Source organism: uncultured Tateyamaria sp., assembly GCF_947494755.1.
Taxonomy (GTDB): Bacteria; Pseudomonadota; Alphaproteobacteria; order Rhodobacterales; family Rhodobacteraceae; genus Tateyamaria.
The window spans coordinates 194145-214223 of record NZ_CANLVZ010000005.1 but is presented as its reverse complement, the minus strand read 5'-3'; the positions used below and the strand labels follow the sequence as shown (position 1 = coordinate 214223).

Sequence of the window (20079 nt, the reverse complement as noted above, 5' to 3'; positions counted from 1 at the left end):
GTCAGTGATCCTCCTTGTCGGCGGCCTTGTCGATGTCGGGTTTGCTCAGCTTGCCCGGCGTGTCCACAACCGTCTCGATATAGGTCCCCGGCGCAAACAGATCGCGGGCCATGGTGGTCGTGTATCCGTGCACAATGCCTGCAAAAACGGTGTGCAGCCCAAGCAGCGCGATCAGCCCGCCAACGGCCACATAGGACAGCGGTGCAGGCCGGGGCAGCGGTGTTTCACCTTCGGGCGGTGTGACGCTGTGGGCTTTCCAGAACAGGACGCTGCCGGCGCGCGCAAATCCCAGAATGCTGATCAGGCTTGAGGTCAGCACGACCGCCCAGATCCAGACCACAAGGTCGGTGTCAAAAGCAGCATCCAGCACCAGCAGCTTTCCCAGGAACCCCGAAAGCGGCGGCAGACCCGCCATCGCAATCGCCCCGGCAAAGAACAAAGCCGCCGTCAGCGCGGCACCGGCCATGGGGGCCTGCGGGGTCAGCTGCAAATTGGCCCTCGAACAGCGCACAAGGTCCGCAATCAGAAACAACGTGGCCCCGGCAAGGGTCGAGTGGATGATGTAATAGAGCGCCGCCGCGATCCCTTCGGGTGTGAACAGCGCGATGGAAATCATCACCATCCCCATCGACCCGATCACCGAAAAGGCCACCAGCCGGTCGAGCTTTTTCGCGGCCAGCACGCCGATCATCCCGATAGCGAGCGAGACCAGCGCGGCGGGCAACAGCCAAAGATCATGCAGGCCCTGCGTCACCTCAAGGTCAGGCGGGAAGACAAGCGTGTAGACCCGGATGATCGCATAGGCCCCCACCTTGGTCATGATCGCAAACAGCGCGGCCACCGGTGCGGGTGCCTCGGCATAGCTGGACGGCAGCCAGAAGTGCAGCGGCACAAGCGCGGCCTTGATTGCAAAGACCAGCAACAAAAGCACGGCGGCCACGCGGATGCCCACCGTCTCTTCGGCGTCGATCAGGCGGACGCGCTCGGCCAGATCGGCCATGTTGAGCGTGCCCGTTTCGGCATAAATCGCCCCGAGCGCGAACAGGAACAGGGTCGAGCCGATCAGGTTGAACAGCACATATTGCACGCCTGCCCGGAGCCGGTCATTGCCCCCTGCATGGATCATCAAGCCGTATGAGGCAATCAGCAGCACCTCGAAAAAGACAAAAAGGTTGAAGAGGTCGCCGGTCAGGAACGCGCCCATGATTCCCATCAGCTGAAACTGGAACAGGGCGTGAAAGTGCCGCCCGCGATCATCCCATCCCGACCCGATGGCATAGAGCAGCACGAACAGGCCCAGCACCGCCGTCAGCAGCACCATCATGGTCGACAGGCGATCCCCGACCAGTACGATGCCAAAGGGCGCGGCCCAATCACCAAGCTGATACAGGGTGACCGTGCCGTCAGAGGCTTGCCATGTCAGCCCGCCCGCGATGGCGATCAGGGCCAGCACCCCCACAACCGAAAACACCCGCTGGATGCCGATGTGGTACCGGGCCGCCAACACAATGAAAGGCGCAACAAGTGCGGGCAGAATGACCGGCGCAACGATCCAATGGGTCATGACCGGCCCTCCGACGCATCTGCATCCGGTTCAGGCAGGTCGTCCACGTGATCGTCGTGGGAACCCAGATACGCCCCAAGACCGATCATCACGACAACGGCTGTCATCCCGAACGAAATCACGATGGCCGTCAGCACAAGGGCCTGCGGCAGCGGGTCGGCATAGCGGGTGATGTCATCTCGCAGAATGGGCGGCGCGCCGATGGTCAGGCGACCCGAGGCAAACAGGAACACGTTGACCGCATAGGTCAGCAGCGAAATGCCCAGGATCACCGGGAAGGTGCGCAGGCGCAGCAGCAGGTACAGCCCCCCCGCGGTCATGATGCCAATGGCGGATGCGACAAGCAGTTCCATATCACACGCCCCCCTGTGCAGCAGGGGTGCCGGGCACCGGTTTGTCATCGCGCGACGGGTCGATATCCATCGGGTGTTCGTTGTCGGGCACATGGGCGCGACGCGCCAGCCGCGAGAAGCTCTCAAGCGACAACATCACCGCGCCGACGACAGCAAGAAACACGCCAAGATCAAAGAGGGCGGCTGTGGCCAGCTCGAACTCGTTGAAGGGCGGGATGCGCACATAAGTGAAATCCGAGGTCAGGAACGGCTTGCCCACAAACCACGACCCGATGCCGGTCAGCCCCGCGATCAGCACCCCTGCGCCGATCACCCCGTGATAGGGATAACGCAGACGGGCCGAGGTCCAGCTGAACCCGCTGGCCATGTATTGCATCACAACCCCGATGGAAACGATCAGACCCGCGATAAAGCCCCCGCCCGGTTCGTTGTGGCCTCGCAAAAAGATGTAGAAGCCGACCATCAACACGACCGGCATGATCACACGGGTCAGGACCACCATCATCATCGGATGTGCATCCCCTGCCCGCGCCGCATCCGGTGTGCGGTTCAGCAGGCGTGCGCGCACAGGCCCGCCCAACAGGGTCTCGGTCAGCGCATAGATCAGCAGGGCCGCGATCCCCAGCACGATGATCTCGCCATAGGTGTCAAAGCCCCGGAAATCGACAAGGATTACGTTGACCACGTTGGTGCCCCCGCCGCCTTTGTAGGAATTGGCCAGATGGAACTCAGAGATGGGTCCCGTCACCGCGTCGCGCAGCAGGTAATGATAGGCCAGCCCAAAGGTCGCAAGCCCCCCGAACAGCGCAATGCCGGTGTCGCGCACGCGGCGCAGCACCGTGCTTTCGACCGGCGTGTGCTTGGGCAGGAAATTCAGCGCCAGCAGCAGCAGGATGATCGTCACCACCTCGACCGTGAACTGGGTCATCGCCAGATCCGGCGCACTGAAAAAGACAAAACCGATGGACACCATCAGACCGACAATCCCGATCAGGATGAGCGACAAAAAGCGGTTGCGGTGTAGGAATACCATTCCGATTGTAGCGGCCACCAGCATAGCCCACCCAGCCACCGAAACAGGGGTCACGTCCTGCATCACACGGGTGGCGGGGCCGACAGTGCCCGTGCTCCACGCGTGAAATCCAAGGACGACAATCGCCACCGACCCGATGGCCGCGTAACGCGAAAAGGCTCCGTTATGCAAAGGCAGGATCAGGCGACGGGCAAGGCTTGCCACCGCCTCAACCAGCGCTTCGAAGATGGTCTTGGCTTCGGGGCGCGGGGCGCGGTCCCATAGGCGCAAGGCCGGGTTGAACACCGCCAACAGGACAAGCCCACCAACAACCGCGATCGCCGACATGAACAGGGCGGGCACCAGACCGTGCCAGATCTTGAAATAGGCCTTGGGCACTTCGGCCTCACCGCCCAGAACGGAGGCGGTGACCATTTTCACAAACGGCTCGGCCAGGAAAGGTGCGACGCCAATGGCCACAACCAGCAAGACCAGAAACGCGGGTGGCCCCCACAGGCCAAAGCCCGGATCATGCGGCTTGGACGGGTAGTCATCGCGCACCGGCCCAAAGAACGTGTGCCCGATCAGGCGGAAGCAATAGGCGGCCGAAAAAAGCGAACCAAACGTGGCCAACGCAGGCACCAGCCATGGGGAATTGAACAGGACGGTATGTGTCGCTTCCTCAAGCATCATTTCCTTGGACAGGAACCCGTTAAGCAGCGGAATACCCGCCATGGACAAGGCCGCAAGCACGACGATGACAAAGGTGATCGGCATGAGGGTGCGCAACCCACCAAGGCGGCGAATATCGCGGGTGTGGGTCTCGTGATCGACGATCCCTGCGGACATGAACAAGGCCGCTTTGAAAGTCGCGTGGTTGAGGATATGGAACATCGCGGCCATCGCCCCGAAGGCTGTGCCGGTGCCCAGCAACATCGTGATCAGGCCCAGATGGGACACGGTCGAAAAGGCCAGCAGCGCCTTGAGATCATGTTTGAACAGCGCAATGATCGCGCCCAAAACCATCGTGATCAGTCCTGCCGTGGTCACGATCACAAACCACTCCGTCGTGCCTGACAACACCGGCCACATGCGCGCCATCAGGAAAATGCCCGCTTTGACCATCGTGGCCGAGTGCAAGTAGGCCGAGACCGGTGTAGGGGCCGCCATGGCGTGCGGCAGCCAGAAGTGGAACGGGAACTGTGCGGACTTCGTGAAACAGCCCAGCAGGATCAGAATGAGCGCAGGGACATAAAGCGGATCCGCTTGGATCAAATCGCGGTTTTGCAGGATGACGCTCAGATCATAGCTGCCCACAATCTGACCAAGGATCAGCATCCCCCCAATCATCGCAAGGCCACCCATGCCAGTGACGGTCAGCGCCATACGCGCGCCTTGGCGACCTTCCGGCAGATGTTTCCAATACCCGATCAGCAGGAATGAAGACAGCGACGTGAGCTCCCAGAAAATAAGCAAAAGCAATATATTATCGGACAGGACGATTCCCACCATCGCGCCTTGGAACAGCAGCAGGTAGGTGAAAAACTGCCCCATATTGTCGTCGCGGCTCAGGTAGTGGCGCGCATAGGCGATGATCAGCAGCCCGATCCCAAGGATCAGCAACGCAAAGAAAAAGCCAAGCCCGTCGAGCATCAGCGTGAAGTTCAGCCCAAGCACGGGCATCCAATCGACACCGGCCGTGACGACCTCGCCCGCCAGAACCGTCGGCAGATTGGTGAGCAATCCGATAAACGCCGCCAGCGAGACCGTGAACGTCACCCCCGCGCACGCCGAGCGTCCCGCAGAATTCATGAGCCCCGGCAGCAATGCACCAAAGAACGGAAGAGCAACGATAAAGAAGAGGGACACGCGAACTCCTGCGGCGGTGGTCTTTTGGTCTGGTATAGCGAGCGCCCGCATGATCACGGCACAGGCCAAGCCCGTGCCGTTTTCGCGGAAAAACGCGCGTTTCCAAGCCCATCTAGACGTATTCAAATAGGGTTGTCACCCAAGATGGGACGATTTCGCGCCGTCTCCATACCCGATTTTCGGTAGGCGGTCGGTTTTTGGCAATCAAATCACCACGCCAGCCCCGCGCCGGGGTCGCGCAAGCTATGCAAACGGCGCGCCGCATGGGTCGCGAATTTCTGTACCATGACCTTGCGCCGGGCGGCAGCGAGCTTGTGTTCGGGGCCCATCCGGATGATTTCTGCATCATAGGCGTCCGCGATGATCAGGCCGCTGTCGTCGGGCAGCAGATCGACGGGGAAATCGCTGTCGACGGCCCAGAAAAACCGATCACACCATTCCAGATAGCCCTGCCACTTGGCATCCGTCATGAAATCCGCACGGCTGGATTTGCACTCCACCACCCAAATCTCGCCCTTCGGGCCCAGTGCCATCACGTCCACACGCAAGCCGCGCGCGGGCACCAGCTCTTCTACCGTGACCCAGCCAAGACTTGCCAGATGGCGCGACACGCCCCGCGCCAGCATCTGGCCCGGCATCATCACTGAAAGATCTTGTGCGCCTTGCATACTGCAGAATACGAACAAACCCTGAACAAAAGCAAGCGCGAGATCAGCCCCTTGGCGATCCGTCCACCCCGCCTTACGTTAACAGATCATTTACGAGGGACCTTTATGACCAACCAACCCCGCCTGAGCGACACCCAAGCGCGCGGCGTACGCTATGCACGCGAACTTGAAGGGCACCTTGGCTGGCTCGATACATTTTCTGGCACCGCCCTCGGGGTGCTGGCGGTGGCATCGGGCATCTACACCTATCTCGGCGTGTCCTCGCTGCTGGACGAAAACGGGGCCATGTCGGTGTTTGCCGCCATCGCCTATTCCGTCGCCGTATCGGTCGGCATCTTCGTGTTCTGGTCTTACATGATGCGCCTGTTTCCGGCGGTGCGCTCAGCGCAGGCGCGGGTGGGGCTGATCCTCACCATGGGCGTCGGCTCCCTCGCGATTGTGGCCATGTCGTCCTGGCTGAATGCGGCGGCCCTGGCCGGCTCCGCCGCCGTCGAACAGCACCTCGCCAAGACAGTGCAGGATTATCAGACCAGCCTTGAGCGGGCGCATGAAGTTGCGATCACCGCCCAATCGCTGGAGCGCGACGTGGCCCGTACCCGCCAATCCTTCGAAGACCTGTCCGAGCAGGAAGCGGCCGGGGCCCTGTCGGGCCTCGCCGGACGCGGTGCGGTGTTCCGCGTGCTGCGCCAGAAAGCGGCGGAGTTGTCGGGCCTTGAGGGCCAGATCAGCGCGCAGACCCCTCTGGTGCAATCCGCCTTTGCCGAGGGCAACGCGATCCTCAGCCGGATGCGCGCGCTCACCGTCGAACCCGGCCCCGTAGAGGCGCGCAGTGTCGAATTCTCCGAACAGGCCGTGCGTCTGGCGGGCCTGATCACACAATTGCGCCAGCTTTCTATCGCGCCGCTGGTCGAACGGGCCGCGCAGGACCTTGCCGCCTCGGTCGTGCTGCCCGAACTTGATGGGCAAACCGAAGCAGGCCGCGTCGATCAAGCTGCCACGATTACTTCGGTCCTCGAAGTACTGGCCCAACGTGCCACCACGCTCGAACGCGCCGCCCAAGCGGTGCAGGCCCAGCAACCGCCCCCCGACGTGACCTATACGCCCATCTCATCGGCGGATGCCGTGATCCTTTATGCGCGCAATTTCATCCCCTCATGGGCCGGGGCCATTGCGATTGACCTGCTGCCCGCCGTGCTGGTGTTCATCGTGGCCATTACCCAAGCCGCCATCCGGGGCGGGCGCGAAGGCACCGCCATCGAAGACACGCTGACGCTCGCCGAATTGCGCGCCGCACTTGCCGCCGCGCGGGACGTGGAAACCGCCATGACCGATCACGAAACGCACAGTGCGCCCCCCGACATTCCACTTCCCACAAAGACCAAGGCCGCCGAATGAGCGAGGAGGCCACCAAGCCCCGCAGCCCGGTGGCGCGCGTCCTTATGGGCGTGCTGATCTTTCAGCTTGGCCTTGGGGGTCTGCTGATCCTTGGCGATATGCAAGGGCTGCGCCTGCCGAGTTTCGGACCAGACGCCCCGCGCCTGACCGAGCCGGTGCGCCCGGGCGACCAGCGCCGCACCTTTCGCCCTGACAGGGACCGCCCCACGATGCAGCCCGCGCGCGATCCCGGTGATTTGCCCGACCGGCTGGTCCTGACACAGACCGACGGGGCGACCTATCGGCTCGAGGGCGGCATCCGCGCAGGAGACGCGCCGCGCCTGATCGGCTTGATCAACGCCGCTGAGCCGACCCCGGAAACGCTGATCCTGCAATCGCCCGGCGGCTCGGTCAGCGACGCGCTGGAGCTCGGGCGCCACATCCGTGCCGAAGGGATGACGACGCGTATGCTCTCGGGTGAGTTCTGTATGTCCGCCTGCCCCTACCTTCTCGCCGCCGGGACCAGCCGCGAGATCGACGCGAACGCGACGGTGGGTGTGCATCAACACTATTTCGGCGAAAACACGTTTCTGCCCGCCGCCTTTGCGGTCGAGGATATCCAGCGCGGACAGGGCGAGGTGATGACGTACCTCGACGAGATGGGGATCGACCCGCTGGTCATGCAGCATGCCCTTTCTACCCCGCCGGACGAGATCTATGTGCTGTTGCCCGAGGAATTGGCCCGTTACGGGTTTACGCCACCCGACAGTTAGGGCCCGTAACGGCAACCCTTGACGTGATACCAAAAGGTATCTAATTAAATGATACCAAATGGCATCATTTAGCGGAAATCCATGAGCGATCCCACACAATCCACCTTTCGCGCGCTCGCTGATCCAACGCGGCGCGAGATCATCCAGTTGCTGCGGCACGAGGCGATGACCATCGCCGAGGTCAGCGCGCGCTTTGACATGACGCGGGCGGCTGTGAAAAAGCACCTGACCGTGCTGAGTGACGGCGGGCTGATCACCGTCGAGGTGCGGGGGCGCGAACGGATCAATCGGCTGAACCCCAATGGGTTGGCCCCCGTGCTGACCTGGCTGCAAATCTTTGACCAGTTCTGGGATGACCGCCTGTCAGACCTCAAATCCGCCATCGAAAAGGACACCCAATGACCGACACCGTTCTGCGCAAAACCATCTTTCTCAAGGCCCCACGGCAAATGGTGTGGGATTATCTGACCCAGCCCGAGCATCTTGCCAAGTGGTTTCATGCACCCAAGGGGCCGCTCAAGGCGGGTGAACCGCTCGAAATGTTCGGCACCACCAGCGGCGACAAGCTGATCTGGGGCGAGGTGCGCGTGGCCAACGCGCCTGATCATCTGGAATACAGCTTTACGGTCGGGCCGATGGGTGACGCGGTCAGCACGGTCAAATGGATCCTGACAGAGGTGCCGGGCGGCACGCAACTTGCCCTGGAACACAGCGGCTTGCCCCAAGGCGAGGTCGCGTTTGGGCTGACGCTCGCGCTCGACAAAGGATGGGACGATCACCTTATGCAGATGCGCGGACACATCCACGACGATTGAGCAGGACGTCGCCCAGACGATCAGGCGGGGCACTGCCCCGATGATCAAGCGCGCGGCACCGGCGTCGATTGCATCTGACCGGCCCTTGCCCCGCCCTGCGCGCGCACCTATGTGAATGCGTGACGGGTTCTGCCCTTCTCGTGACAGGTTGCATTCCGGTGGCCTTAAGCAATTCCGAGGGCGCTGGCTCTGTCCGGATCCTGGTCCGGTTACCTGGCACCCACCTGTACATACAGGTCCTCGGGAATGAGAGAACCAAACGGTCGTGGTGGTTCCCGTCATCCAATCATCCACGCACACCACCCGTTTGTCCCTGCGCAATTGCGCCAGCGGGGCGGGCGGGTATGCTGCGCCCAACGTGATCGCCGGAGCGCACCCATGTCCATCAGACCCACCCTTGAGACCCGCCAGGCCATGCCCACCATGGAAGGTGCGGGCGTGCATCTGCACCGCGCCTTCGGCTTTCAGGACCCAAGCGAGCTTGACCCCTTCCTGCTATTTGACGATTTCCGCAACGACATCCCGGCGCATTTCGAAAAGGGATTTCCGTGGCACCCGCACAGGGGCATCGAAACCATAACCTACGTGCTTGAAGGCACGGTTGAACACGGGGATTCGCTCGGCAATCAGGGCACCCTGGGGGCGGGCGATGTGCAGTGGATGACGGCCGGGTCGGGCATCCTCCATCAGGAAATGCCTCAAGGGAACGCGCGTGGGCAGATGCACGGCTTCCAGCTGTGGGGGAACCTGCCCGCAGATCAAAAGATGACCGCGCCGCGCTATCAGGACATCACCAGTGCGGATATTCCGGTGGTGACGGACGATGACGGCACGCGCGTCAAAGTGATCACTGGCAGCTTTTGGGGGGTAACCGGACCCGTGGACGGGATCGCAGCCGATCCGCAATACCTCGACATCACATTGCCCGCAGGGGTAAAAAAGACCTTTGCCATCGACACCTATCGACGCGCGTTCGCCTATGTCTTCGGCGGGGCAGCAGCCTTTGTCGATGCCTCAGCCCCCGCAGGCGTGCTGCTGGAAAAAGAGGTGGCCGGACAGGAACTCAACATTCGGGACCTGTCGGGGGATCGCACGCTGATCCGGTTTGGCACCGGGGATGAGGTCACGGTGCAGGCCGGGCCGGAGGGCGCACGCTTCCTGCTGATCTCGGGCGCGCCGATTGACGAACCCGTCGCATGGCACGGCCCCATCGTGATGAACACGCAAAGCGAGTTGCAACAGGCCATGCGGGATCTGCAAAACGGGACTTTCATCAAACCCGCGCATTAAGGCGCTGTCCAAGGGTCTGCGGGTGGGCGTTTTTGAGCGTCCGCTCAAACAGAGCCACCCGGCGCACCGACCAGACGGGTCACCATCTGGCAATACTGGTCCTGCACGTCACCCAGACTCAGCCGGCCATCGGGGCGAAACCAAGTGGTGACCCCCGTCAGCATCGCAATCACCGCCAATGTCGCCACCTTCGTGTCGGCGACATCAAACAGCCCCGCATCGACGCCCGCGCAAAGGATATCCTCCAGCACCGTCTCGTATTGACGGCGCAAGGCTTCGATGGTGGCGAAATTCTCCGGCTCGAGATTGCGCAACTCCATATAGGCGATGAACACCGCATCCGGGCGGGCGTGGTGAAAGGCGATGTGAAAGCGCACAAACCCGTCAAGCTGAGCGGAAGGTGAGCCGGCCGGATCGGGGCGCATCGCGGCGAGCAGTTCATTCATGTGGTTGCGCATCAACTCGAACAACAAGGTCTGCTTGTCGGGGGTGTAGTTATAAAGCGCGCCCGCCTGCACCCCGACCTCTGACGCGATCTGGCGCATGGACACCGCGGCAAAGCCGTGGCGGGCAAACAGGCGCAAGGCCGCTTCGCGCACACGCGGACCGGTGATATCGGAATGGGACCCTGCTGTGCGCGCCATGGGCCAGATTTAACTGAACACCCGTTTAAATCCAAGCACGCTCATACACCACCACTGCAAGCCACGCTTGCCTGCGCGCGCGCCATGGTGCATCACAACCGTAACACATTTCCGAACCCGGACCCCGCCAGATGCGTGCCACCTTTCTGATCCTTGCCCTCGCCTGCAGCGGATGCACCCAGTTTCCCGAGCTCGATGGCACGATCTCGCCGGAGGTGGAAAAGGCGAATTTCCCCACCCTGATCCCGTTCGAAACGTTCGAAGCACAGGCCGCACCCATCGTGAGCGATCCCACCGACACCACCAAAACGCTAGAGGCACGGGTCGCGTCGCTGCGTGCACGGGCACAGTCCCTGCAAAGCCGACCCATCGTTGACGCCGCAACCCGGCGGCGCATCGAGGACCGGCTCGGCTAATCCGGCGCGAGCGCGCCCAAGGGACAATTGCACCGCCCGGCGGAACCCGCTACATCGCCAGAAATGCCGCGCACTGCGCTTTTGCTGCAAAAGGATTCCGCCATGAACACTCCCCTGCGCCTTGGTATTGCGGGTCTGGGCACCGTCGGGATCGGTGTGGTCAAGATCGTACGCCAACACGCGGCCCTTCTGGGCGCACGCACCGGGCGCGAGATCACCATCTCGGCCGTCAGCGCGCGCAGCCGGGACAAGGACCGGGGCGTGAACCTGTCTGGATATGCCTGGGAAGATGACCCCGTTGCCCTCGCCACCCGCGACGATGTGGATGTCTATATCGAGCTGATGGGCGGCACCGACGGACCTGCCAAAGCCTCGGTCGAGGCCGCGATCAAGGCGGGCAAGGATGTGGTCACCGCCAACAAGGCGATGCTGGCCATCCACGGGCAGGCGCTCGCCGAAGCGGCCGAAGCCGCCGGGGTTTCTTTGCGCTATGAAGCGGCCGTCGCTGGCGGCATTCCTGTGATCAAGGCCCTGACCGAAGGGCTCGCGGGCAATCAGGTCACCCGGATCGTGGGCGTGATGAACGGGTCGTGCAATTACATCCTGACGCGGATGGAAAGCGCCGGATTGCCCTATGCGGACGTCTTCGCCGAAGCGGACGGACTTGGCTATCTTGAGGCGGATCCGCAACTGGACGTCGGCGGGATCGACGCCGCGCACAAGCTGGCGATCCTGTCAGCCATCGCCTTTGGCACCCGCGTTGATTTCGACGGGATCGAGCTTGAGGGGATCGAGCGCGTCAGCATCGATGACATCCGCCATGCCGACGACATGGGCTACAAGATCAAGCTGCTTGGGGTCGCCCAGAAAACCGGGCGCGGCCTCGAACAGCGGATGATGCCGTGCCTTGTGCCTGCGACCTCGCCCATGGGACAATTGCAGGGCGGCACCAACATGGTCGCCATCGAAGGGGACGCGGTGGAACAGGTGGTCCTGCGCGGGCCCGGCGCGGGCGAAGGGCCTACGGCCTCCGCCGTCATGGGCGACGTGTCCGACATCGCGCGCGGTCTGCGCCTGCCCGTCTTTGGCCAACCCGCCACAGGGCTTGAGGCGGCGACGCGCACCACCTCCCTGCTGCCTGCGCCCTACTATTTGCGCACCAGCCTCGTGGACAAACCAGGCGCGCTGGCCAAGATCGCGACCGTTCTGGGCGAAGCGGGCGTCAGCATCGACCGCATGCGCCAGTATGGCCATAACGATACGACCGCACCTGTGCTGATCGTCACGCACAAATGCACCCGCGCAGCCCTTGATACGGCCCTTGCCGCCATGGATGGCACTGGCGTGATTGCCTCCGAACCGGTTGTGTTGCGCATCGAATCTGTCTGACCCTAGTGCCCGAAATTTTCACAAAAAGGATTTTGCCATGACCGCCACTGCACAATTTCAGGACCGTTTGCTGTCATTGGGCCTTGCCCGTGTCTCTGAGGCTGCCGCGCTCGCCTCGGCCCGCCTTGTCGGGCACGGCGACGAAAAGGCCGCCGATCAGGCAGCCGTCAACGCGATGCGCGAACAGTTGAACTTGCTCGACATTGCAGGCGTGGTGGTCATCGGCGAAGGCGAACGGGACGAAGCGCCAATGCTTTATATCGGCGAAGAGGTGGGCACCGGGAACGGGCCCGGGGTGGATATCGCGCTTGACCCACTTGAGGGCACAACCCTGACGGCCAAGGACATGCCCAACGCGCTGACCGTCATCGCGATGGGGCCGCGCGGATCGATGCTGCATGCGCCGGATGTCTATATGGACAAACTGGCGATTGGGCCGGGTTTTGCGACCGACACCGTCACGCTCGAGATGGATCACGCCGATCGTGTGCATGCGCTGGCCAAGGCCAAAAATTGCGAAGCCTCTGACATCACCGTCTGCATTCTGGAACGTCCCCGCCACACGGCGATGATCGAAGCGGTGCGCGGCACCGGCGCGTCGATCCGTCTGATCACCGATGGCGATGTGGCGGGGGTCATGCACTGCGCCGACCCCTCCACGGGCATCGACATGTATATGGGCGAAGGTGGCGCGCCCGAGGGAGTGCTGGCGGCCGCCGCGTTAAAGTGCATGGGCGGCCAGATCTATGGCAAGTTGCTGTTCCGCAATGATGACGAGCGCGGCCGTGCGGCCAAGGCCGGGATCACCGATCTGGACCGGATCTATGCGCGCGACGAGATGGTGACGCAGGATGTGATCTTTGCCGCGACGGGCGTGACGGACGGTTCATTGTTGGCCGCCGTGCACCGCGAACCGGGTTGGTTGACCTGCGAAACACTGCTGATGCGCTCGAAAACCGGATCGGTGCGGCGCATGAGCTACCGCACCCCGACCCACACCGTCTGAGGTCTTGGCGGACGACACGTCCGCCTTACAATCCGGCGCGCGCGTGCATTGAGGTGCGCCTCCGGCGGAGGTATTTTTGGCGAAAGGAAGTGGGGGCGAATGGCATTTCTGGATGTAGAGCAGTCCCTGACCGGGCGGCGTTGGGTTGGCCCGGACGCTGAGCTGAGCCGCGCGGCAGAGGCGCTGGCCCAGCAAAGCAGCCTGCCCCGCCCCGTCTGTCAGATCCTGGCCCGGATGGGTGTCGATGCCTCTGAGGCCGCCGCCTATCTGGCACCGACTTTACGTGCATTGATGCCCGATCCGCGCAGTTTGCGGGATATGGAGCCTGCCGCCGCGCGTCTTGTGGCGGCTGTCGAGCAGCGCCAGCGCATCGCCGTCTTTGCCGATTATGACGTGGATGGGGGCAGTTCGGCGGCCCTGCTGATCACGTGGCTGCACGCGCTCGGCCACAGCGCGACGCTTTATGTCCCCGACCGAATCGACGAAGGGTATGGGCCCAATGAGGCCGCCATGGCGGACCTCGCCGCGCGCCATGATCTGATCATCTGCGTGGATTGCGGAACCTTGTCCCATGGTCCGATTGACGCGGCCTCCGCGGCGGATGTGATTGTGCTGGATCACCATTTGGGCGGCGAAACCCTGCCCTCGGCCCTGGCCGTCGTGAACCCCAACCGGCAGGACGAAGACGGAGCCCTGGCGCACCTCTGTGCGGCGGCGGTGGTGTTTCTAGTCTTGGTCGAGGCCGGGCGGCAGATGCGCGAGGCCGGGACGCAAGGGCCCGACCTGATGTCGATGCTGGATCTTGTTGGCCTCGCCACCGTTGCGGATGTGGCCCCGCTGATCGGGGTCAACCGGGCCTTTGTGCGCCAGGGGCTGACCGTCATGGGGCGGCGGGATCGGCCCGGCCTGGTGGCACTGGCGGACATTGCGGGGATGGATACAGCGCCCACGCCCTACCATCTGGGCTATATGCTTGGCCCACGGATCAACGCAGGCGGGCGGATTGGCCAGGCCGATCTGGGCGCACGTTTGCTGAGCACGCAAGACCCCCACGAGGCCGAAGCGCTGGCCGAGCGGCTCAACACCCTGAACGCGGATCGCCGCGAGATTGAGGCAACGGTGCGCGCCGAGGCCATCGCCCAGAGCGAGACGCGCGGAACCGATGGCGCTTTGGCCTGGGCGGCGGGTGCGGGCTGGCATCCCGGTGTCGTGGGGATCGTGGCGGCCCGGCTTAAAGAGGCGACAAACCGTCCCTCCATCGTGATCGGGATAGAGAACGGGATCGGCAAAGGATCGGGGCGGTCGGTGTCGGGCATTGATCTGGGCGCACCCATCCAACGGCTGGCCGCCGAGGGGCTGCTGATCAAGGGCGGCGGGCACAAGATGGCTGCGGGGCTTACCGTGGCAGAAGACAAGATCGAGGCCGCAATGGCGCGGCTGAGCGAATTGCTGGCGCGTCAGGGGGCCGACACGCTCGGGCCTGCGGACTTGCGATTGGACGGGGCCTTGATGCCCGCCGCGGCAACCATTGAATTGCTGGAACAGATCGACGCGGCGGGCCCGTTCGGCGCAGGTGCGCCCGCGCCCCGCTATGCGTTTTCCGGCATGCGGATCCTGAATGCGCGCCGGGTCGGGGAAACGCACCTCAAGGTCACATTCGGCGAAACCGGCGGTGCGCGGCTCGATGCCATTGCCTTTGGCGCATTTGATAGCACATTGGGGCAAGCGCTGATCGACCATGGGGGCGCGCCGTTTCACTTGGCCGGACGGCTTGAGATCAACAGTTTCCGGGGACGTCAATCGGTGCAGCTGAGACTGGAGGATGCCGCCCTGGCCTGAGAACAGAGATAAATCATTTTGATAACTTTTTGGGTTGCGCCTTATCCCTGAAACGCCTATCTCACCGCTCACAGTTTGTGTCCCGTTCGTCTATCGGTTAGGACGCCAGGTTTTCAACCTGGAAAGAGGGGTTCGATTCCCCTACGGGATGCCAATTGCATCTTTCCGCACAACTCAAGATGACCAACGGGTTAGACGCTGCGCGCATAAGCCTTTGACGCAGCGCATGAAAAAGCGGCGCGCCCCGATGGGTACGCCGCTCGAAAGATGTGGGGTGTGATCAGCTGACGGCAGGCCAACCCAAGGCACGCGACAAGGGCAAATCACCGCCCTTTATCACCGAATTCGAACGGGGCTTCGTCGACAAAAGCGCCATTGGCCAGAACGCCTTGGACATGTATCGCCCGCCGCTGATAACGGACTTCTTGCGCTGTTTGGTCGACAAAAGGGGCATCGGCCAGAACACGCGCGACTTGAACCCACCGCCGCGAATGGCCGAGGTGCGGGCGCGCCGCTGGCTGAGCATGCGCCACCCAAGACCCTTGGTGACCGGCCCACCGGAATACCCCGTGCGGTCAAACCGCACCGTCAGGAAGAGCGGATGCTCTTTGAGCACGCTGGAGGCGACCTCGGGGCCATCGACACGGTAGTAATCCTCGACCACATCGCCAACATCGATGGTGTCCATCTTGGACAGCAGATCGCGCACAACCGTGGCCGCTGTCAGCGGTTTGTAGGTGGCCCGCACGACAAGAACGGCCTGCCCTTTCTCCAGCGCCGAAGCATATGCACTCATCGTGCCGTCATCCACTTCGGCTTGGGCCATCTTGGCGTTCGTGGCCTCGGCATCCGAGCCCGCGATCACTTTGACGTCACGGCTTGGCACCCCGCGAAACACGATCCGTTCGGCCGCATAGCGGGCTGCGGCCTCATCCTCGAATACACGTGAGATAATATTGGTCATGGAACCTCCACCGGGTTTGAATTTTGGTTTGTCGGTTCAGCAGGCGCGCACAGTTCCAGCCGATCATTAGGTCGTAAAGGGCGTTTCAAGGTCGGCAGCAAGATCAGAATGGCCAATACAAGAAACACGATTTCTATCATGAATACCAAAGTGTAGGGCGTTTGCGCGGCGCGTCCAACATCGCCGTGCCAGCCCACAATGACATCACGCACAATCCCGGCCAAAGCAATGCCGATGCCCGCCGCCGTCGCCTGCACGGCACCCCACGCGCCAAGCGCGAGGCCGATGCGGTCCTTGGGCGCGTTGCGGATGGTCGCAGTCAAAGTGGCGTGTCCGAACAGGCCCGCGCCAATCCCGGTGGCCAGCGTGCCTGCGAGAAACAACGGGATGCCAAAGCCTTGCGCCGACACAATGACCGCCAGGAACCCGGGGATACCGATGGCCGCCCCGATCATGGAAAACCGGGTGGGCGATCCGCCCTGCCCCAGATTGCGCGCCGCCAGCACGAAGCCGCAAAGTGTTCCGGCTGCCAAGAGTGCGGTCAGCTTGGTCGTGCCCGCCACCGACAGGCCCAGAACCTGTCCGCCGTAAGGTTCCAGCAGGACATCCGCCATACCAAAGCCGAATGTGCCCAGGGCGATCACGCCAAGCAAACAGGTCATGCCCTTGGCCTTGATAAGGCTGGAAAGGGCGTGTGTAAATTCAACGGGTTGCGCGGCCTTCATGGCAGCTGCACGGGGGCGATTGCGGGCCTCCTGCTTCCACATGGCGCACATGTTCAGCGCAACCGTCGCGACGGCCGCCCCCTGTATGACTTGGATCAACCGGCCCGGCGTGTAGGTCTCCAGCAGCGCGCCAAAAACCAGCGCACTCGCGACCATGCCAAGCAACAACATGACATACATCAGTCCAACGACCTTGGGGTGATCCTCTTGCGGGACCAGATCAGTGGCCAAAGCTAAGCCGATGGTCTGCACCATGTGCACCCCGGCCCCCACCAGCAGAAACGACAGCGCCGCAGAACTGTATCCGATCCAGCGGGGCGCATCGACCGCCTCGCCATATCCCGACAGCACAAGCAGCGCGAAGGGCATGATCGCAAAGCCGCCAAATTGCAGCAATGTGCCCTTCCAGATATAGGGCACGCGGCGCAGGCCAAGGGCCGAGACATGGGTGTCCGACTTGAAACCGATCAGGGTCCGCAGCGGCGCAAATATCAAAGGCAGTGCCAGCATCAACGCCACAAGCGTCGCGGGCACTGACAGCTCAACGATCATCACCCGGTTCAGCGTGCCGACAAGCAACACCAACGCCATCCCGACAGTGACCTGAAACAACGACAAACGTAAAAGACGCGACAGGGGGACCTCGTCACTCGCCACATCCGCAAACGGCAGATATTTGGGGCCAACAGCCGCCAATTTCCGCGTTGCATATGTACGATAGTCGAACATGCGTGGTCCGCCATATTCCGACGTGCCGCGCGTCGCGCGCCCGCCCCTGGACGTGCTCAGCCCGCCCTGCCTACAGCGCGGGCTGATGTGTTTTATTGCGAGATCAGTGGCGTTGCGCCTGACGCGGCATGCAACTCAGATGGTTGCAGGATCGCTTTGACGGGCGTGCCATCGGACATGATGATCGTCACTTCACGTGACCCATCCGCGCCGGGCACGACGTAAGTCGCCTTGGCCACATCTGTGTCCGCATTCGGCAGCAGCCTTGCAGACACCTCGTCACCCGAGCCCAGTTCGTTGCCCGACAAGAAGTCAGACACCCAGGATGTGTTGCTGAGCACTGCGACATGAACCGCGAAGGATCCGACCGCAACCGCGCTCAGAAACAGCGGCACACCAACTGTTGGATTTACGACCAACCACATTTTTGCATTGTTCATGTGAGGACTCCCCTATCCCAACCACGGGGTCGACACAGCGACCAAGATGTGGGCCAAAAGGGCAATTGCGCCAAAGACGCGCGTCCCATCGATGAGGTAGCTGTGGACTTCCTCAGCCTCTTCAAGCGTGAGCCCCGTCGGCCACACTTTGTCGTCACTATCCGCCACGTTCATTCCTCCGTGTTTCGAAGCTTTGCGCCAGAATCAGGCTTGCCATGCCCCGGTCCTGTCGCCTCTAAACACACACTGTACCAGCCAGAGTGTCAGCAAAAACTTACAATTTCAAGTGTAAATATATCCTGACACTTTGCGGGAATGGTTGGTCCGGCAAACCGCGCTCATCACGAAGGCGCATCAAATACTTACAGGGATCAAAGACCACAACGGTCAAAACATCCTGCAAACGGAGCCGGATGGAAATGGGGCGCGCCTTGGAATTTGCCGATCCAAGGCCGACTCATCGTCCACGGTGGCAAAGCCTCAGGCCTGCCAATGTCCTGCGATCTACGCGGTCCGGGTATCGGCGCGCCCGACCGGCGGCGCGAGGTTGTGTGTCTGTGCGCGCAGGTCCGGGTGGTAAATGGTCTGTTGGCTGCGCCCGCCATGCTTGGAGGCGTACAAAGCCACATCCGCATTGTCGAGAATCTCCGCCACTGTCAGGCCTGATTCCGGCTCAAAGACCGCGGCGCCTATGCTGGCTGAAATCTTGCACTCCTCCCCCTGAAAGGGGATCGGTCGGGACAGTCGTTTGATGATGCGCCGACCGATGCTCAGCAGGCTATCGGGCCCTTTGGCATGGGGCAGGATGATCACGAATTCATCACCACCGACACGGGCCACGGTGTCTGTTTCACGGGTTTCCTCGACCATGACGCGGGCCACAGTCTGCAACACATGATCTCCTGCCGCATGGCCGAGGGTGTCGTTCACCGCTTTGAACCAGTCCAGATCGATCTGCATCAGACCAAAGCGCGTGTCCCATTGGATATGACGGGCCAGCACATGATCCATGGCCCGGCGGTTTTTCAGCCCCGTCAGCGTGTCGGTAAACGCCTGTTCTTCGGCGGCGATCATCGCGCCTTGCAACCGCAGGTTCAGCTTGCGCGAGGCGTCCATGGCGGCCGACTTTGCCTCGACCAGATACAGCATTTCCACCGTCAGATCCGTGGCCGCGAAATCAGCGCTGCTCAGCGCATAGTCCGACACCGCATCGACAACGGAAATACCAAAGGACAGGTTCACGATGCTATGATCCGGCGCAAACCCTGGCACCAGAATACCTTTTACTTCGGTCTGGGGGGCATCGCGCAGCTGCAAATGCAACTTTGTGCCTGCGGTATCGCGCAACTGGTCCATTGTCGAGATCGCCCGCGGGCGTTTGAGGTCAAAAATTTCGAGGAACCGACGCCCGATCATGGCCGTATCAGGCCGTAGCTTCTGCACCGTTGGCCCGGCATGGGTCACATGACCGGTCGCCGACAACACCACATGCATCGGGCACAAGACATCCAAGGTCTGGTACATTTGGCCGACATCACTCATGAGGCACGCGCGCCGAGGTCAAACACCCGGCCTTCCGCAAACTCGGTTTCGATCAGAGAGACGGAGATCGTTTCGACCCCGTTGCCAGCCCCGGTATGTTCGAGCATGGCCAGCGTTCCGTAATCATCCGCCATGGTGCGCAATATGCCCATCATCACGTGACCATATCCCGCGACAGGGCTTTGGCAGATCAGGCTGAACTGGGTGGGGGAATGGTCGCGCAATTCGATACGCGGCAGGTTCAGATCGGACACCGCAAGGCGCGCACGATCCGGCAGATCATCGAGAGAGTGCAGAAACTCGACAAAGGTCACCCCGCCAAAACGCAACAGACGGCGCAGCGCCTCCACATTGGGATGGGATACCAGATAGGTGCCAATATCCTCCATCACCTCGTCGCGGGGACGGTCCAGAACATCGCTGACCGCGTCGAGCAAAGCCGGGGTAATGTCATCATCATAGGTCAACATCGCCTCGAATTCGACGAAATCAAGGTCGGCCACACGGGTCGCTTCGACCCATTTGTCAGCGCCGTAACTGTCAGTGACAAAGCACTGGATTGCCCTATTGATCAGACCATGCATCGCGCAGATATCCCAAATCTTCGCGCCATACATGCACGGTCAGCTCTAAATATTCAGATAACAGATGCAATTTGAGCTATTTT

Annotated in this window: 20 protein-coding genes, 1 tRNA gene and 1 other RNA gene; 11 read left to right on the top strand and 11 right to left on the bottom strand. The window is 62.1% G+C overall.

Translation table 11 applies throughout. From position 1 onward, the window contains the following. Position 1 precedes the first annotated feature (1 nt). The 4 genes from Q0908_RS08505 to Q0908_RS08490 form a co-directional block, all read right to left on the bottom strand. Positions 2–1564 carry a monovalent cation/H+ antiporter subunit D gene (locus Q0908_RS08505; RefSeq protein WP_299282975.1) on the bottom strand — a complete coding sequence of 521 codons (1563 nt, stop codon included), beginning with the start codon at positions 1562–1564 and terminating at the stop codon, positions 2–4. After that, positions 1561–1917, bottom strand: a complete 357-nt coding sequence (locus tag Q0908_RS08500) for a Na+/H+ antiporter subunit C (RefSeq protein ID WP_299282971.1) — start codon at positions 1915–1917, stop codon at positions 1561–1563. The genes Q0908_RS08505 and Q0908_RS08500 overlap by 4 nt, the downstream gene beginning before the upstream one ends. A gap of 1 nt (position 1918) precedes the next feature. Further along, positions 1919–4798, bottom strand: coding sequence for a monovalent cation/H+ antiporter subunit A (locus Q0908_RS08495; protein WP_299282969.1), 2880 nt, complete (start codon positions 4796–4798; stop codon positions 1919–1921). Between the two features lie 209 nt (positions 4799–5007). After that, positions 5008–5439 carry an MmcB family DNA repair protein gene (locus Q0908_RS08490; protein ID WP_299282967.1) on the bottom strand — a complete coding sequence of 144 codons (432 nt, stop codon included), beginning with the start codon at positions 5437–5439 and terminating at the stop codon, positions 5008–5010. 132 nt (positions 5440–5571) lie between these two features. Here Q0908_RS08490 and Q0908_RS08485 point away from each other — a divergent pair, with 132 nt between their 5' ends. The 6 genes from Q0908_RS08485 to Q0908_RS08460 all read left to right on the top strand — a co-directional run bounded on the left by Q0908_RS08485 (position 5572) and on the right by Q0908_RS08460 (position 9718). Further along, a complete protein-coding gene (locus Q0908_RS08485; protein ID WP_299282964.1) occupies positions 5572–6861 on the top strand; it encodes a hypothetical protein in 1290 nt (429 codons plus the stop codon). Then, positions 6858–7613, top strand: coding sequence for a hypothetical protein (locus tag Q0908_RS08480; RefSeq protein ID WP_299282961.1), 756 nt, complete (start codon positions 6858–6860; stop codon positions 7611–7613). The genes Q0908_RS08485 and Q0908_RS08480 overlap by 4 nt, the downstream gene beginning before the upstream one ends. A gap of 81 nt (positions 7614–7694) precedes the next feature. Beyond that, positions 7695–8015: a metalloregulator ArsR/SmtB family transcription factor gene (locus tag Q0908_RS08475; RefSeq protein WP_299282959.1), complete on the top strand. Its 321-nt coding sequence runs from the start codon at positions 7695–7697 to the stop codon at positions 8013–8015. After that, entirely contained in the window at positions 8012–8428 is a 417-nt protein-coding gene (locus Q0908_RS08470) for an SRPBCC domain-containing protein (protein ID WP_299282956.1), read from the top strand. Before Q0908_RS08475 ends, Q0908_RS08470 begins: the two co-directional genes overlap by 4 nt. Before the next feature lie 123 nt (positions 8429–8551). Beyond that, positions 8552–8707, top strand: a non-coding RNA gene (gene ssrS, locus Q0908_RS08465) — 6S RNA. A 99-nt stretch (positions 8708–8806) separates the two neighbouring features. After that, a complete protein-coding gene (locus Q0908_RS08460) occupies positions 8807–9718 on the top strand; it encodes a pirin family protein (protein WP_299282953.1) in 912 nt (303 codons plus the stop codon). Between the two features lie 44 nt (positions 9719–9762). Here Q0908_RS08460 and Q0908_RS08455 read toward each other — a convergent pair whose 3' ends face one another. Beyond that, entirely contained in the window at positions 9763–10362 is a 600-nt protein-coding gene (locus Q0908_RS08455) for a TetR/AcrR family transcriptional regulator (RefSeq protein ID WP_299282950.1), read from the bottom strand. Positions 10363–10493: 131 nt separating this feature from the next. Between Q0908_RS08455 and Q0908_RS08450 the strand changes: the two genes are divergently transcribed. The 5 genes from Q0908_RS08450 (at position 10494) to Q0908_RS08430 (ending at position 15166) form a co-directional block, all read left to right on the top strand. Next, complete coding sequence (locus Q0908_RS08450; protein WP_299282947.1) at positions 10494–10778, top strand: hypothetical protein; 285 nt, start codon at positions 10494–10496, stop codon at positions 10776–10778. A 102-nt stretch (positions 10779–10880) separates the two neighbouring features. After that, on the top strand, positions 10881–12167 hold the full coding sequence (locus Q0908_RS08445; RefSeq protein ID WP_299282945.1) for a homoserine dehydrogenase: 1287 nt from the start codon (positions 10881–10883) through the stop codon (positions 12165–12167). Between the two features lie 37 nt (positions 12168–12204). Further along, positions 12205–13173: a class II fructose-bisphosphatase gene (glpX, locus tag Q0908_RS08440; RefSeq protein ID WP_299282944.1), complete on the top strand. Its 969-nt coding sequence runs from the start codon at positions 12205–12207 to the stop codon at positions 13171–13173. Between the two features lie 99 nt (positions 13174–13272). After that, positions 13273–15012, top strand: a complete 1740-nt coding sequence (gene recJ / locus Q0908_RS08435; protein WP_299282943.1) for a single-stranded-DNA-specific exonuclease RecJ — start codon at positions 13273–13275, stop codon at positions 15010–15012. 79 nt (positions 15013–15091) lie between these two features. Beyond that, a tRNA-Glu gene (locus Q0908_RS08430) sits at positions 15092–15166 on the top strand. A gap of 126 nt (positions 15167–15292) precedes the next feature. Here Q0908_RS08430 and Q0908_RS08425 read toward each other — a convergent pair. The 6 genes from Q0908_RS08425 to Q0908_RS08400 all read right to left on the bottom strand — a co-directional run bounded on the left by Q0908_RS08425 (position 15293) and on the right by Q0908_RS08400 (position 19996). Beyond that, positions 15293–15976 (bottom strand): hypothetical protein, encoded by a 684-nt coding sequence (locus tag Q0908_RS08425; RefSeq protein ID WP_299282940.1) that lies wholly within the window; start codon positions 15974–15976, stop codon positions 15293–15295. Beyond that, positions 15973–17430: a PucC family protein gene (locus Q0908_RS08420; protein ID WP_299282937.1), complete on the bottom strand. Its 1458-nt coding sequence runs from the start codon at positions 17428–17430 to the stop codon at positions 15973–15975. Before Q0908_RS08420 ends, Q0908_RS08425 begins: the two co-directional genes overlap by 4 nt. A 92-nt stretch (positions 17431–17522) precedes the next feature. Next, entirely contained in the window at positions 17523–17870 is a 348-nt protein-coding gene (locus tag Q0908_RS08415; protein ID WP_299282934.1) for a light-harvesting protein, read from the bottom strand. Positions 17871–17882: 12 nt separating this feature from the next. Beyond that, a complete protein-coding gene (pufB, locus tag Q0908_RS08410; protein WP_299282931.1) occupies positions 17883–18044 on the bottom strand; it encodes a light-harvesting antenna LH1, beta subunit in 162 nt (53 codons plus the stop codon). Between the two features lie 330 nt (positions 18045–18374). Beyond that, positions 18375–19412: a GGDEF domain-containing protein gene (locus Q0908_RS08405; protein ID WP_299282929.1), complete on the bottom strand. Its 1038-nt coding sequence runs from the start codon at positions 19410–19412 to the stop codon at positions 18375–18377. After that, positions 19409–19996 carry a heme NO-binding domain-containing protein gene (locus Q0908_RS08400; RefSeq protein WP_299282926.1) on the bottom strand — a complete coding sequence of 196 codons (588 nt, stop codon included), beginning with the start codon at positions 19994–19996 and terminating at the stop codon, positions 19409–19411. The genes Q0908_RS08405 and Q0908_RS08400 overlap by 4 nt, the downstream gene beginning before the upstream one ends. Between the last annotated feature and the right edge of the window lie 83 nt (positions 19997–20079).

What these genes read in the sequence shown, in the direction of transcription:
- Q0908_RS08505 (WP_299282975.1), bottom strand. Translation starts at nt 1,564, where the DNA reads ATGACCCATTGGATCGTTGCGCCGGTCATTCTGCCCGCACTTGTTGCG.
- Q0908_RS08500 (WP_299282971.1), bottom strand. Translation starts at nt 1,917, where the DNA reads ATGGAACTGCTTGTCGCATCCGCCATTGGCATCATGACCGCGGGGGGG.
- Q0908_RS08490 (WP_299282967.1), bottom strand. Translation starts at nt 5,439, where the DNA reads ATGATGCCGGGCCAGATGCTGGCGCGGGGCGTGTCGCGCCATCTGGCA.
- Q0908_RS08485 (WP_299282964.1), top strand. Translation starts at nt 5,572, where the DNA reads ATGACCAACCAACCCCGCCTGAGCGACACCCAAGCGCGCGGCGTACGC.
- Q0908_RS08480 (WP_299282961.1), top strand. Translation starts at nt 6,858, where the DNA reads ATGAGCGAGGAGGCCACCAAGCCCCGCAGCCCGGTGGCGCGCGTCCTT.
- Q0908_RS08475 (WP_299282959.1), top strand. Translation starts at nt 7,695, where the DNA reads ATGAGCGATCCCACACAATCCACCTTTCGCGCGCTCGCTGATCCAACG.
- Q0908_RS08470 (WP_299282956.1), top strand. Translation starts at nt 8,012, where the DNA reads ATGACCGACACCGTTCTGCGCAAAACCATCTTTCTCAAGGCCCCACGG.
- Q0908_RS08460 (WP_299282953.1), top strand. Translation starts at nt 8,807, where the DNA reads ATGTCCATCAGACCCACCCTTGAGACCCGCCAGGCCATGCCCACCATG.
- Q0908_RS08455 (WP_299282950.1), bottom strand. Translation starts at nt 10,362, where the DNA reads ATGGCGCGCACAGCAGGGTCCCATTCCGATATCACCGGTCCGCGTGTG.
- Q0908_RS08450 (WP_299282947.1), top strand. Translation starts at nt 10,494, where the DNA reads ATGCGTGCCACCTTTCTGATCCTTGCCCTCGCCTGCAGCGGATGCACC.
- Q0908_RS08445 (WP_299282945.1), top strand. Translation starts at nt 10,881, where the DNA reads ATGAACACTCCCCTGCGCCTTGGTATTGCGGGTCTGGGCACCGTCGGG.
- glpX (WP_299282944.1), top strand. Translation starts at nt 12,205, where the DNA reads ATGACCGCCACTGCACAATTTCAGGACCGTTTGCTGTCATTGGGCCTT.
- recJ (WP_299282943.1), top strand. Translation starts at nt 13,273, where the DNA reads ATGGCATTTCTGGATGTAGAGCAGTCCCTGACCGGGCGGCGTTGGGTT.
- Q0908_RS08425 (WP_299282940.1), bottom strand. Translation starts at nt 15,976, where the DNA reads ATGACCAATATTATCTCACGTGTATTCGAGGATGAGGCCGCAGCCCGC.
- Q0908_RS08420 (WP_299282937.1), bottom strand. Translation starts at nt 17,430, where the DNA reads ATGTTCGACTATCGTACATATGCAACGCGGAAATTGGCGGCTGTTGGC.
- Q0908_RS08415 (WP_299282934.1), bottom strand. Translation starts at nt 17,870, where the DNA reads ATGAACAATGCAAAAATGTGGTTGGTCGTAAATCCAACAGTTGGTGTG.
- pufB (WP_299282931.1), bottom strand. Translation starts at nt 18,044, where the DNA reads ATGAACGTGGCGGATAGTGACGACAAAGTGTGGCCGACGGGGCTCACG.
- Q0908_RS08405 (WP_299282929.1), bottom strand. Translation starts at nt 19,412, where the DNA reads ATGAGTGATGTCGGCCAAATGTACCAGACCTTGGATGTCTTGTGCCCG.
- Q0908_RS08400 (WP_299282926.1), bottom strand. Translation starts at nt 19,996, where the DNA reads ATGCATGGTCTGATCAATAGGGCAATCCAGTGCTTTGTCACTGACAGT.